Source organism: Streptococcus sp. LYSM12 (genome assembly GCF_004569635.1).
In the GTDB taxonomy this organism is placed as follows: Bacteria; Bacillota; Bacilli; order Lactobacillales; family Streptococcaceae; genus Streptococcus.
This window is the reverse complement of sequence record NZ_SPOZ01000005.1, coordinates 45,950-58,748: the sequence shown is the minus strand read 5'-3', so window position 1 is coordinate 58,748 and position 12,799 is coordinate 45,950. Positions and strand designations below refer to the sequence as shown.

Below are 12,799 nucleotides of genomic sequence, written 5' to 3'. Positions count from 1 at the left end.
TAGGATGAATACAAATGAGGAGTGACCGATGGCACAAAAACCGATTATTATTGGCGTAACTGGTGGTTCAGGAGGTGGAAAAACCAGTGTTTCACGCGCTATTTTGAACAATTTCCCTAACGCTCGAATTTCGATGATTGAGCACGATTCCTACTATAAAAATCAATCACATTTGACCTTTGAAGAACGGATTTTGACCAACTATGATCATCCATTGGCTTTTGATACAGATTTGATGATTTATCATCTTAGTGAATTGTTGGCAGGTCGAGGGGTTGATATTCCAATTTACGATTATACCCAGCATACTCGTTCTGAGAAGACTTATCACCAAGAACCACAGGATGTCTTCATTGTAGAGGGAATTCTTGTCTTAGAAGATAAGCGACTGCGTGATTTAATGGATATTAAGATTTTTGTGGATACTGATGATGATGTGCGGATTATCCGTCGGATTAAGCGGGATATGGAAGAGCGGGGGCGTAGCCTAGATAGCGTTATTGAACAATATCTTGGTGTGGTAAAGCCCATGTATCATCAATTTATTGAGCCTACCAAACGCTATGCTGATATCGTCATCCCAGAGGGAGTGTCTAATGTCGTAGCAATCGACTTACTCAACACCAAGGTTGAGAGCATCTTGTGCAGTCGTGGCTAAGAGAATTGTATAGCCATTTAGTGTATCTTGTATGACTTCGTTAACTCTCTTTACCGTACTCCAGTACAGCCTGCAGCTCGTTTCCTAGTACGAAAAGCAAACTAAAAGACTATCAGTAAGAAAGAAGCGGTATAGCCGCTTCTTTCTTATTATGTTATGTGGGGAGTAAACAAGATATGAGGGTGTTAAGAAAGCGATTGTGCCCTGTGCCTAAGAAACTCTCCTCTGGATAGTTTCTTCCGTATCTGTAAAGCAAGCGCATCTTGCAACAGCTACGGTATAGCCGTTTCGTTTATTTTTAGTACTAGGCAAGGAGTCGCAGGTAGTTGAAATAGTTGATAACTATTTCAAGTGACAGATAAGAAAAGTGTAACTTTTCTCAATGGTACAGCAAGACGAGTAAACGAAGTAATAAAAAATATACACTAAATGACTATAAAAATAGGAAGTACGACGAGTGAAAAGCTCCAGTGGAGGTTTTCAGCCTACTTTCGAGGGAGCGTTTGCCTCCGCAAACGTCAATTTCTAGCTCCTTTATCTTCATTCTTTCACAATTCTTCGTTATAAAAATCAAAGTTTTTCAGATGTTGATTTTGGCAGAGTATAGAAAACGATCAAAAGTGGGCAATAGGAGTCAGTTAGCAACGCATAATTGTCAGATAATTAAAATAATACAGAAAATTGTTGCAATAAAGTTTAAAACATGATACGATACTATCATTCATCTACAAGGAGAAGATCAAATGAAACTTGTTTTATCTATGAACCTATTGTTGCGACGAGCGGGCTAGTGCATAAAAGCATTAGTCCTGTTTGGCTGGCCAAGCGGGTAAACATCTCGCTGGGTCAAGTGAGATGTTTTTATTTATGGAGAAAGAGGAGTAGATTATGCGTAAAGTTGAATTTCTTGATACCAGTCTTCGTGACGGGGAGCAGACCCCAGGAGTGAATTTTTCCATTAAGGAGAAGATTGCCATTGCCAAGCAACTAGAAAAATGGGGTATTTCAGCCATTGAAGCAGGTTTTCCTGCAGCTAGTCCAGATTCCTTTACGGCGGTAAATGAGATTGCAAAAGCGATGAAAACAACTGCTGTGACAGGTCTGGCTCGTCTGGTTAAGTCAGATATTGATGCCTGTTATGAGGCGTTGAAAGACGCTCAGTATCCTCAGATTCATGTCTTTATCGCAACCAGCCCTATTCACCGGGAGTTTAAGTTAAAAAAGACCAAGGAAGACATTCTTGCTAGTATTAAAGAATATGTCAGCTATGCTCGTTCAAGGTTTGATGTGGTAGAGTTTTCACCTGAAGATGGCACAAGGACGGAGTTAGACTTTCTTTTGGAAGTGGTGCAAACGGCGGTAGATGCAGGTGCAAGCTATATCAATATTCCTGATACAGTCGGCTTTACTACACCTGACGAATACGGTTATATATTCAAGTATCTGATTGAAAATGTAGTATCTGAAAGAGAGATTATCTTTAGTCCTCATTGCCACGATGATCTTGGTCTAGCTGTAGCAAATAGCCTTTCGGCTATAAAAAATGGAGCAGGGCGCGTGGAGGGAACGATGAACGGAATCGGTGAGCGAGCAGGAAATGCGGCTCTAGAAGAAGTAGCTGTTGCACTCAATATCCGTGCGGACTACTATCAGGTGGAGACAGATATTGTCTTGAATGAAACAATGCATACATCTGAAATGGTTTCGCGCTTTTCTGGAATTGCTATTCCTAAAAACAAGGCTGTCATAGGGGGAAATGCTTTCTCGCACGAGTCAGGTATTCACCAAGATGGAGTTCTTAAAAATCCCCTCACCTATGAAATCATTACGCCAGAATTGGTCGGTGTTACACACAATAGTTTACCACTTGGAAAACTCTCTGGCCGCCATGCATTTATAGAGAAATTAAAAGAATTAGATTTGGAATTTGATGAGGTAGAAATCAATAAATTGTTCCGTAAATTCAAAACCTTGGCGGATAAGAAGCAAGAAATTACAGATGCAGATATTCGGGCCTTAATTGCAGGTGTGACCGTGGAAAATCCAGAAGGTTTCCACTTTGATGATTTGACCCTTGCAGTGGACGGAGAGCACATGGTGGCTATGGTTTACTTGGTCAATGCTCAAGGTGAGCAGGTGGGGTGTCAAGCGACTGGTAAGGGGAGCGTTGAGGCGATTTTCAATGCCATTGATGACTTTTTCCACCAAGATGTCAAACTTCTGTCTTACAATATTGAGGCAGTGACAGACGGAATTGATTCGCAGGCGCGAGTATTGGTAACTGTGGAAAATCAGGCAACTGAGACTATTTTTAACGCATCAGGTCTGGACTTTGATGTCTTGAAAGCCAGCGCTATTGCCTATATTCATGCCAATATCTTTGTCCAAAAGGAAAATGAAGGAATAATAGGGCATATCGTATCTTACCGTGATATACTAGACTAACCGAGGGGATTCTGTATGAAAAAAACAATCGTTGTCCTTGCAGGGGATGGAATTGGACCTGAAATTATGGCAGCTGGTTTGCAGGTGCTAGAAGCAGTCAAACCAAACCTCTCCTTTGAATACAAACTGGAGGAAAAAGCTTTTGGTGGTGCAGGAATTGATACCAAAAGGCATCCGCTCCCCCAAGATACCTTGGAGGCTTGTAGAAAAGCTGATGCGGTGCTACTTGCTGCGATTGGAGGACCTCAGTACGATAGTGCCCCTCTTCGACCAGAGCAAGGTCTGTTGATGCTACGTAGGGAATTGGGACTTTATGCGAACATTCGCCCAGTCAAAATTTTCCCTGCCTTGAGGCATTTGTCACCGTTAAAGGAAGAACGACTTGCGGATGTGGATTTTGTAGTGGTGCGCGAGTTGACAGGGGGCATTTATTTCGGTAAACATGAGCTAAAATCTGATATTGCACGCGATGTCAATGAATACCAGGCTTTTGAGATTGAACGGATTTTGCGCCAAGCTTTTGAACTAGCACGGGTGCGTAAGAAAAAGGTGACCAGTATTGACAAGCAAAATGTTCTTGCAACTTCAAAATTGTGGCGCAATGTAGCAGATAGGGTTGCCAAAGACTATCCTGATGTGATGTTGGAGCACCAATTGGTCGATAGCGTGGCTATGGTTATGATTACCAATCCTGCTCAATTTGATGTCTTGGTGACGGAGAATCTTTTTGGCGATATTTTGTCAGATGAGGCCAGTGTCCTATCGGGTACGCTGGGGGTCATGCCGTCAGCTAGTCATGGAACAGGGGTTAGTCTTTACGAGCCAATTCACGGATCAGCTCCTGATATTGCAGGGCAGGGGATTGCCAATCCTACGAGCATGATTTTATCCCTTGCCATGATGTTGCGGGAAACGTTTGGAGAAATTGCGGTCGCTCAACAAATAGAAGATGCTGTTGAAGCAAGTTTTGCTCAATGGATCTTGACTAGAGATTTAGGAGGAAAAGCCTCTACCCAAGAAGCGGTAGAAGCGATTATCAAACAGTTATGACAATGAAACAAATGGTTAGTATGCTTCTTGTAATCTGGAATATCACCGTCTTTATGACTTATGGGTTAGACAAAGGAAAAGCTCGAAAGCAAATCTATCGCATTCCAGAAAAAACGTTGCTTGCAATGAGTATTCTAGGTGGTGGTATTGGTGCCTGGGCTGGCGGAACCCGTTTCCACCATAAGACGAAAAAATGGTATTTTCGAGTGGCTTGGTTACTCGGACTGATGATAGATGGAGCAATCATCTATTGGATTTGGAGGTAGGATGACTGGAAAATCAATTTTGGACAAGCTCTGGGAGCGCCATGTCATTACAGGCAGGTTGGGGCAACCACAGCTCTTGTATGTAGATCAACATTATATTCATGAAGTGACGAGTCCTCAGGCTTTTCAAGGTTTGCGTGATGCAGGTAGATGCCTGCGCAGACCAGATTTGACTTATGGAACGTTTGATCACAATGTGCCAACAGTCAACATCTATGATATTCGAGATGTGATTTCAAAAGCGCAGATGGATAAACTAGCAGAAAATGTGGTTGAGTTTGGCATTGATTGTGCTGATCATGGTTCAGAGCTACAAGGCATCGTCCATATGATTGGACCTGAAACAGGTCTTACACAACCAGGAAAGGTTATTGTCTGCGGAGATAGTCATACGGCAACACACGGGGCTTTTGGTGCCTTGGCCTTTGGTATCGGAACCAGCGAAGTCGAACATGTCTTTGCTACCCAGACTATTTGGCAGGTTAAGCCCAAGAAACTTTTAATCGAATTTGTCGGATTGGCACCGAAAGGAGTTTATGCCAAGGATTATATTTTAGCTTTGATTGCAAGGCATGGGGTCGGATTGGGTGTTGGGTATGCGGTCGAATATCGTGGAGATGCAGTGGAGCGCCTCAGCATGGAAGAACGGATGACCATCTGCAATATGTCCATTGAATTTGGTTCAAAAATTGGTATGATGAATCCTGATCAAAAGACCTATGATTACGTGAAACAGACAGCTCATGCTCCTAGTGACATGGAAGCTGCGATTGCTGATTGGCAGACCTTGGTTTCAGATGAGGATGCGGTTTATGATAAAGTCATCCGGATAGATGTATCAACCTTAGCACCCATGGTGACGTGGGGAACAAATCCGTCCATGGGGGTTGCCTTTCATGAAGCTTTTCCTGCTATCAAGGATATCAATGATGAGCGGGCTTATCAGTATATGGGGATTCGTCCAGGGCAGAAGATTGAAGAGATTGAGCTGGGCTATATCTTTATCGGTTCCTGTACCAATGCTCGTTTGAGTGATTTAGTGCTTGCGGCCAAATTTGTCAAAGGCAAGAAGATTGCCCCTAATTTGACGGCCATTGTCGTGCCGGGAAGTCGACCTGTTAAGCGAGCAGCTGAGAAAATGGGCTTAGATAAGATTTTCTTGGAGGCAGGTTTTGAATGGCGGGATCCGGGATGTTCCATGTGCTTAGGCATGAATCCAGATAAGGTGCCAGACGGTGTCCATTGTGCCTCAACCAGCAATCGAAACTTTGAGGACAGACAAGGCTTTGGAGCCAAGACACATCTGTGCAGTCCAGCTATGGCAGCAGCTGCAGCAATCGCTGGTCGCTTCGTTGATGTGCGAAACGTTACGGAGGTAGACTGAATATGGAAAAATTCAACATTTATAGGGGAACGACTGTCCCGCTCATGAATGATAATATTGATACAGACCAGCTTCTCCCCAAGCAATTTCTCAAGTTGATTGACAAGAAAGGATTTGGCAAGTACCTCATGTATGCTTGGCGTTACTTGGACCATGCTTATACGGAGAATCCTGAATTTGTTTTTAATAAGGATGAGTATCGACGAGCGACCATTTTAGTGACGGGCGATAATTTTGGAGCAGGTTCGTCTCGGGAGCATGCAGCTTGGGCCTTAGTAGACTATGGTTTTAAAGTTGTGATTGCAGGTTCTTTTGGAGATATTCACTATAACAACGAATTAAACAACGGCATCTTACCCATTGTCCAGCCTAGAGAAGTCCGTGAGAAATTGGCAGGGCTTGCGCCCGATGAACACGTCACTGTTGATCTCGAACGACAGACGATTGCTTCACCTGTAGGTGATTTTCACTTTGACATCGATAGCGAGTGGAAGTACAAGCTTTTAAATGGGTTAGATGATATTGGTATGACACTTCAATATGAGGAGTTGATTGCAGCCTATGAGCGCAAGCGACCCTCCTATTGGAGAAATGATGAGTAGTGGTAAAGATAATGGGGAAAGAGAATTTCACAAGAAAAGAACGGCTCTATCCCTCTTTTTGTCTCCTTTTATGCTATAATGTAAACTATGTTAGAACAAGAAAAAAAATCACATTATGACTTACTCTTAGCCCAGCTTACAGGGCTTCTTGCAGGCGAACGCAATGCTCTTTCTAATTTGTCCAACAGCTCAGCCCTCCTTTACCAAGCTCTACCTAATTCAGTTTTTGCAGGTTTTTATCTATTTGACGGAAGAGAGTTAATCTTAGGCCCTTTCCAAGGGGGCGTCTCTTGCGTGCATATTGCACTTGGAAAAGGTGTTTGTGGACAAGCGGCTGAAGAAAGCAGAACAATCATCGTAGACGATGTGCGGACACATGCTAATTATATTTCCTGCGATGCGAAAGCCTTGTCCGAGATTGTCGTGCCCATGATTAAAAATGGTCAATTACTCGGTGTACTGGACTTGGATTCTCGCTTGGAGGCAGATTATGATAGCCTTGACAAGGAATATCTAGAACGCTTCGTAGCTCTCTTAGTAGAGGGGACGGATTGGAATTTTGCCATGTTTGGAGAGAAAAATTAATGTATCAAGCTCTTTATCGGAAATACCGTAGTCAAACCTTTGGAGAAATGGTCGGGCAAGAAGTAGTAGCAGTCACTCTCAAGCAGGCTATTGAACAAAAAAAAATCAGCCACGCCTATCTTTTTTCTGGTCCTAGAGGAACAGGGAAAACATCAGCTGCCAAAATTTTTGCCAAAGCCATGAATTGTCCCAATCAAGTGGGCGGGGAACCTTGTAATGATTGCTATGTCTGCAAGGCTATTACCGAAGGAAGTTTGGAAGATGTGATTGAGATTGATGCGGCCTCAAATAATGGGGTCGATGAAATCCGTGATATTCGTGATAAATCAACATATGCACCGAGTTTTGCTCACTATAAGGTTTATATTATTGATGAGGTTCATATGCTTTCAACGGGAGCTTTTAACGCCCTCTTGAAAACCTTGGAAGAGCCGACAGAAAATGTAGTCTTTATTCTCGCAACGACCGAGTTGCACAAGATTCCGGCAACGATTTTATCACGAGTTCAGCGTTTTGAGTTTAAATCGATTAAGGCGACAGATATTACACATCATTTGGCCTATATTCTGGACCAAGAAAAGATCGGCTTTGATGAGCAGGCTCTTGCGATGATTGCTCGCCGGGCTGAGGGCGGCATGCGGGATGCCTTGTCTATTTTAGATCAGGCTCTTAGCCTTAGTGCAGACCATGATTTAACTCTTGAAGTAGCAGAGGAAATTACAGGTTCAATCGGTCTTAAAGCTCTGGATTCCTATATGGAAAGTATTCGTGAGCAAGATGCTTCTACAGCTTTGACACATTTGCAGACCGTTTTTGATAATGGCAAGAGCATGATTCGGTTTACAACGGACATCCTTTACTATTTACGGGATTTGCTGATTGTACAAGCAGGTGGGGAAAATCCTCGTACAAGCTCCATTTTTTCAGATAATCTCCAAATGGGGCAGGAGCGGATTTTTGCCATGATTGAAACGGTCACGCGCTCCTTGGTGGATATTAAAACGAGTCCCCAGCCCAAGATTTATGCTGAAATGATGACGATTCGCCTGGCAGATGTTTCAGATCAAAAGATTGGTCAAGAGTCAGCAGCTATTCCAGATAATGTCCGTGAGCAGCTTCAAACTCTTCAAACCCAGGTCCAATCTCTGCAACAACAGTTGGCCAGCCTTGGCAAACAACCGCTTGAAGTCAAGCCAGTTTCGCGCAAACCGCAGGTCAGTAAAAAATACCGTCCAGATACGAATAAGGTCCACGCTATCTTGCAGGAAGCGATGGAAAATCCAAGTCTGGCGCGGGAGAATTTGACCCGGCTGCAAAATGCTTGGGGAGAAATTATTGAAAGTCTCTCAGGAGCGGATAAGGCCTTGTTGGTTGGTTCTCAACCTGTTGCAGCCAATGAACACCATGCAATCCTAGCCTTTGAATCAACGTTCAATGCCGAACAAACCATGAAGCGGGAGAATTTAGATACCATGTTTGGCAATATCCTCAGCAAGGCAGCAGGATTTTCTCCCCATATTTTAGCCATTGCTCACGAGGATTGGTTGACCATGCGTGCGGACTTTTCAGTCAAGGTAAAAGGACAAAAAGAAGCTGCGCCAGAAGTTGTAGAAGAACCCCTTGTCCCAGAAGCTTTCCAATTCTTGGCAGATGATATCACGGTTGTGGAGGATTGAATCAATATCTGTGGAGAATCCAAATGATACTTTCTTCAGCACTTCCCAACCAGTATCCGATGACTATCAGAATGGAAATACACAAAAAATCAGCTTAAAGGCTGATTTGGTAGACTTTGCTACAATGTGATGCAAGTTGATTGGCAACTATTATTTGGGAGTGATATACTAGACCTATGAGAGTAACACAATTTATCTTTCTTACCATTACGACAGTCTTTGCGACTTACTGGATGAATGAGTCAATTTTGGCGGGGGACTATGTTTGGACCCTCATTTATGGATTTTTTGTCGTACGCAATCTCCGCTTGAGTTATCGGGTGAGTAAGGTCATTCGGGTCTTGGAGAATCTGACCAAGAAGCAAGGCTAATGTCCCCGCTTGAGAGCATTTTAAGGGAGCCATCTTCTAACTGGACTTGAAGAGTTCCGGTGTCAGTAATGGCTGTAGCTAGTCCGCAGTAGTGTTGATTTTGTTGTGAAAAGGTCACTTGTTTTCCTAGGACAAGTGATTTTTTTTTGTATAAAGTCAGTAATTCTTCCTCGCTAGTGGTGAAAAAGATGTGCCAGATTTTTGTGATCAACTGATTCCGTGTGATAGAAGGGGTATCTGTGAAGAGACTGCTTGCGGTTTTTGATAGCTCTGCTGGTAAATCAAGCAGGTGAAAATTCAGGCCCACCCCGATGATTATGTCGGTTACGACTTGGGCTTCAACGGAAGAAATAGACTCGGTTAAAATCCCAGCGATTTTCTTGCCATTTTGGTAAATATCGTTGACCCATTTGATATTGACTTGAATGTCGGTTAACTGCTCAATAGCCTTGACAATGGCTGCTGCAACGAGGAGAGTATAGGGTTTCAAATCTTTGAAGCTAGCCTCAGGACGTAGGCGTAAGGTCATGTAAATCCCACCGGTTTTAGCTGTGAAAAAGGATCTACCAAACCGCCCCTGGGCTTGGGCTTGAGTGGGTGCTAGATAGAGGGCAGGACTCTTATCCTGACGCTCAATTCCGCGTTTTGCATCTAGCTGTGTTGAAGTACTATCTGTCATAAAATGAACAGGAATGCCAAGATTTTGCGCTATTTCTTCAGGGAGCAATAGGTCACCCTGTTCCAAGCGATAGCTCCGATTGGAGCTTACCTTAATGATAAGTCCCTGCTTTTCTAAAGACTTGATGCCTTTCCAGACAGAGGTTCTTGAAATTCCTAATGTCTGGGCTAGCTCTTCTTCGCTGATAGAGTCTTTGGTATTCCATAAGAGTTTGTAAATTTTTTCATAGGTTTTCATGCTTCCATTATAACAAAAAAAGCACTTAAACGTGGTATAATAGGAAAAGATGAACAAGCAAGAAAAGGAGTACGATATGAATACAGTGGATTACCTTGTCACATTAACCAATACCCCCTCTCCAACAGGTTATACAAGAGCCATTATGGACTATATCCAGGCGGAGATTGCAGGTTTTGGCTATCAGGCAGTAAGAACTGCCAAAGGTGGTGTCATGGTGAGTGTAAGAGGAGCAGATGAGAGCAAGCATCGGGTTGTGACAGCGCATTTGGATACATTGGGCGCCATGGTACGGGCGATTAAAGCAGACGGTCGCCTAAAGATGGATTTAATCGGTGGCTTTGGCTACCCCTCTATTGAAGGGGAGAACTGTCTAATTCATGTAGCCAAGACTGGTAAGACTCATACAGGAACGATTCTCATGCACCAGACCTCTGTCCATGTCTATGCTGATGCCAAAACAGCAGAGCGCAACCAGACTAATATGGAAATTCGCCTAGATGAAAAGGTGAACTCTGCCGAAGAAACACGTGCCTTAGGGATTGATGTAGGAGATTTTATCTCTTTTGACCCGCGGACAGTCCTAACCGAAAATGGCTTTATCAAGAGCCGACATTTGGATGACAAGGTATCAGCTGCTATCTTGATCAATTTGCTCAAGGTTTACAAGGAAGAGGGGGTTACCCTCCCTTATACAACACATTTTTATTTTTCAAATAATGAAGAAATCGGCTACGGTGCCAATTCTAGCTTGCCTGATCAGGTAGTGGAATATTTAGCTGTTGATATGGGGGCTATGGGAGATGATCAGCAGACTGATGAATATACCGTTTCTATCTGTGTCAAGGACGCCTCAGGACCCTATCATTATGAATTGCGCCAGCATCTGGTTGCTCTTGCTGAACAGCATACCATTCCCTATAAACTTGACATTTATCCTTACTATGGTTCGGATGCTTCGGCTGCTATGCATGCAGGAGCAGATGTCAGACACGCTCTTCTCGGTGCAGGGATTGAGTCTAGCCATTCTTACGAACGTACTCATATTGATTCGATTGAGGCAACGGAGAAAATGGTCGATGTCTATTTGAAATCAGATATGGTGGAGTGATAGAGGGTTTGTATCTTCAAGCGTATCCTAATTTGGAAAAAACAGCCAGAAAGGAGTATCGATTGGCTAGTTGCTACCATAGTGTGAGGATGAGTGTCTGATGTATCCCCATACCTGAGAGCATTTGTCAAAAAGATTGATACAGTTTTGCTCTCTTGAAGCTATTATTTTTAAGTAAAATGGTTTTAGATAGTCATGCGCTTTGTTTTAATCGGTTGTAGCTCTAGAGTATATAGTCTTTTCGTTTGCTTTTCGTACTAGGAAACGAGCTGCAGGCATGACTAGAGTATGGCAAAGCGAGTGAACGAAGTCATAAAAGATAAACGAAATGGCTATAAAAACTGATTTCCTTGAAGAAACCAGTTAAAAAGAGGCTGGGACTTATGTCCCAGCTTTCTCATTTTATGAACGGAATGACGTTGACGCAGTGGTTGCTTGCTTCAATGGCTATCATGCCATTGACGGTTGGGAATGACATGCTGCTCTTTTTTCAGGGAGCAGGCTCAAAAGTCCCACTGGAGCTTTTTACTCATATTTTGTTCGTGTTTCCCACTCCAATTTGACCTCTATGACTGCTGCGAACTCGTTAGCTTCATTTCCAACCTCCAACAGTCAGAGTAGTGACTGTTGGAGCTATGCGGAGTGGGAGTGAAACGGTCTGGGAATAGACCGTTTCAGCCCGAAGCTAGAATGCAGGAAATAAGGTGAAAACTGAGCTCTTTTTTGACCTGTCGCGTTCTTTCCCACTCCCTTTTCCTATACTATAGCATCATGCCTTGGAAAAGCTTTTCTTTCATGGAGCGATCTTCAAGGACAGCTTGATAGAAGTAAATGTGACTAGCAAGATAGTAAGGAATAACGTAGATTCCCACGATTCCTATACTAATGTAACTAAGGAAGAACCAACCGATAAAGGATAGGTTCAGGATGAAAGCTTTCGTTTTATACCCTTTCATCAAGCGGCGACTTTCCTTAATAACTGCTAGTGGCCCGGTATAGGTATCCTGTGCTAATTTGTCAAAGAGAAGAGGTTCTACGAGAAAGTAAGCAAGAGCTTGAGTCAGTAGGAGAGGGATTCCTGCAATCATGATAATGAACCCGACGATTATCATCATTCCAGCACCCACGAGAAGCCCTTCTGAGTTCTGATGTACATTCATTGCTAGCTCAGCCATGTAGATTCCAGCTAGCATGAAAGACAATCCAACAATGATAAACAAACCCCAAAGAAAGAGAAAGAGATTTTTTAAGAGATAGGTGGCTAGGATACGACCAAAACATCTATGATTAAAGAGGGTAAAAGAATCCTTGAAGCTGACACTATCACGATAGTGGTAGATGACTTGGAAAAGAGCAAGCGACATCGATAAGGTCATTAAATCAACCAAAATGTTGTATACAAGAGGGAAAGCGATCAAGTTGATGAGTTGGGATGTACCAATAGAAGAATTCGCTAATTGTAGAGCTAAATCATCGGATTGGGACGAATAGACTAGTTGAATAATCACCCCAAGAATGACGGGAATGAGGGCAAGGAGATAGGCTCCGGGTGTCTCTGCGATTAGTTGGCGTGCGTTCGCACGAATTTGTCGAATTGAAAACATAAAAACCTCCTTCCCATAGTGTAGCACAATATGAGGTGACAAGCTAGTCTTTTTTTGATAGACTAGAGGAGCTTGTGAGGTTTCTGTGAGAAATAATAGTCGTTCAGTTTTCGTTTATGACCGTGTTCTTT

Annotated in this window: 13 protein-coding genes; 11 read left to right on the top strand and 2 right to left on the bottom strand. The window is 43.1% G+C overall.

The genetic code is table 11. The features are described from left to right. Positions 1–28: 28 nt before the first annotated feature. The 9 genes from udk (at position 29) to E4T79_RS02505 (ending at position 9,037) form a co-directional block, all read left to right on the top strand. Positions 29–658 (top strand): uridine kinase, encoded by a 630-nt coding sequence (gene udk / locus E4T79_RS02545; RefSeq protein WP_135027304.1) that lies wholly within the window; start codon positions 29–31, stop codon positions 656–658. Between the two features lie 888 nt (positions 659–1,546). Continuing rightward, positions 1,547–3,103, top strand: a complete 1,557-nt coding sequence (locus E4T79_RS02540; RefSeq protein WP_135027302.1) for a 2-isopropylmalate synthase — start codon at positions 1,547–1,549, stop codon at positions 3,101–3,103. Between the two features lie 15 nt (positions 3,104–3,118). Beyond that, positions 3,119–4,153 (top strand): 3-isopropylmalate dehydrogenase, encoded by a 1,035-nt coding sequence (gene leuB, locus E4T79_RS02535; protein WP_135027301.1) that lies wholly within the window; start codon positions 3,119–3,121, stop codon positions 4,151–4,153. Further along, positions 4,150–4,419, top strand: a complete 270-nt coding sequence (locus E4T79_RS02530) for a DUF1294 domain-containing protein (protein WP_135027299.1) — start codon at positions 4,150–4,152, stop codon at positions 4,417–4,419. The genes leuB and E4T79_RS02530 overlap by 4 nt, the downstream gene beginning before the upstream one ends. 1 nt (position 4,420) lies before the next feature. After that, positions 4,421–5,803, top strand: coding sequence for a 3-isopropylmalate dehydratase large subunit (leuC, locus tag E4T79_RS02525; RefSeq protein ID WP_135027297.1), 1,383 nt, complete (start codon positions 4,421–4,423; stop codon positions 5,801–5,803). A 2-nt stretch (positions 5,804–5,805) separates the two neighbouring features. Continuing rightward, a complete protein-coding gene (leuD, locus tag E4T79_RS02520; protein ID WP_135027295.1) occupies positions 5,806–6,405 on the top strand; it encodes a 3-isopropylmalate dehydratase small subunit in 600 nt (199 codons plus the stop codon). An 87-nt stretch (positions 6,406–6,492) separates the two neighbouring features. Continuing rightward, complete coding sequence (locus tag E4T79_RS02515; RefSeq protein ID WP_135027293.1) at positions 6,493–6,990, top strand: GAF domain-containing protein; 498 nt, start codon at positions 6,493–6,495, stop codon at positions 6,988–6,990. Further along, positions 6,990–8,666: a DNA polymerase III subunit gamma/tau gene (dnaX, locus tag E4T79_RS02510; RefSeq protein WP_135027291.1), complete on the top strand. Its 1,677-nt coding sequence runs from the start codon at positions 6,990–6,992 to the stop codon at positions 8,664–8,666. The genes E4T79_RS02515 and dnaX overlap by 1 nt, the downstream gene beginning before the upstream one ends. A gap of 176 nt (positions 8,667–8,842) precedes the next feature. Next, positions 8,843–9,037, top strand: a complete 195-nt coding sequence (locus E4T79_RS02505; protein WP_135027289.1) for a DUF3272 family protein — start codon at positions 8,843–8,845, stop codon at positions 9,035–9,037. Here E4T79_RS02505 and birA read toward each other — a convergent pair. After that, entirely contained in the window at positions 8,997–9,953 is a 957-nt protein-coding gene (birA, locus tag E4T79_RS02500; RefSeq protein WP_135027288.1) for a bifunctional biotin--[acetyl-CoA-carboxylase] ligase/biotin operon repressor BirA, read from the bottom strand. The two genes, E4T79_RS02505 and birA, sit on opposite strands and share 41 nt — an antisense overlap. A gap of 76 nt (positions 9,954–10,029) precedes the next feature. On the opposite strand from birA, the gene E4T79_RS02495 reads away from it, so the two are divergent. Together E4T79_RS02495 and E4T79_RS10960 are read left to right on the top strand one after the other, a co-directional pair. Beyond that, positions 10,030–11,064, top strand: a complete 1,035-nt coding sequence (locus tag E4T79_RS02495; RefSeq protein WP_135027286.1) for a M42 family metallopeptidase — start codon at positions 10,030–10,032, stop codon at positions 11,062–11,064. A gap of 350 nt (positions 11,065–11,414) precedes the next feature. Then, entirely contained in the window at positions 11,415–11,627 is a 213-nt protein-coding gene (locus tag E4T79_RS10960; protein WP_167752605.1) for a hypothetical protein, read from the top strand. A gap of 198 nt (positions 11,628–11,825) precedes the next feature. Here the strand turns inward: E4T79_RS10960 and E4T79_RS02490 are convergent, their stop codons facing one another. Beyond that, positions 11,826–12,668, bottom strand: coding sequence for a DUF975 family protein (locus tag E4T79_RS02490; protein WP_135027284.1), 843 nt, complete (start codon positions 12,666–12,668; stop codon positions 11,826–11,828). Between the last annotated feature and the right edge of the window lie 131 nt (positions 12,669–12,799).

What these genes read in the sequence shown, in the direction of transcription:
- udk (WP_135027304.1), top strand. Translation starts at nt 29, where the DNA reads ATGGCACAAAAACCGATTATTATTGGCGTAACTGGTGGTTCAGGAGGT.
- E4T79_RS02540 (WP_135027302.1), top strand. Translation starts at nt 1,547, where the DNA reads ATGCGTAAAGTTGAATTTCTTGATACCAGTCTTCGTGACGGGGAGCAG.
- leuB (WP_135027301.1), top strand. Translation starts at nt 3,119, where the DNA reads ATGAAAAAAACAATCGTTGTCCTTGCAGGGGATGGAATTGGACCTGAA.
- E4T79_RS02530 (WP_135027299.1), top strand. Translation starts at nt 4,150, where the DNA reads ATGACAATGAAACAAATGGTTAGTATGCTTCTTGTAATCTGGAATATC.
- leuC (WP_135027297.1), top strand. Translation starts at nt 4,421, where the DNA reads ATGACTGGAAAATCAATTTTGGACAAGCTCTGGGAGCGCCATGTCATT.
- leuD (WP_135027295.1), top strand. Translation starts at nt 5,806, where the DNA reads ATGGAAAAATTCAACATTTATAGGGGAACGACTGTCCCGCTCATGAAT.
- E4T79_RS02515 (WP_135027293.1), top strand. Translation starts at nt 6,493, where the DNA reads ATGTTAGAACAAGAAAAAAAATCACATTATGACTTACTCTTAGCCCAG.
- dnaX (WP_135027291.1), top strand. Translation starts at nt 6,990, where the DNA reads ATGTATCAAGCTCTTTATCGGAAATACCGTAGTCAAACCTTTGGAGAA.
- E4T79_RS02505 (WP_135027289.1), top strand. Translation starts at nt 8,843, where the DNA reads ATGAGAGTAACACAATTTATCTTTCTTACCATTACGACAGTCTTTGCG.
- birA (WP_135027288.1), bottom strand. Translation starts at nt 9,953, where the DNA reads ATGAAAACCTATGAAAAAATTTACAAACTCTTATGGAATACCAAAGAC.
- E4T79_RS02495 (WP_135027286.1), top strand. Translation starts at nt 10,030, where the DNA reads ATGAATACAGTGGATTACCTTGTCACATTAACCAATACCCCCTCTCCA.
- E4T79_RS02490 (WP_135027284.1), bottom strand. Translation starts at nt 12,668, where the DNA reads ATGTTTTCAATTCGACAAATTCGTGCGAACGCACGCCAACTAATCGCA.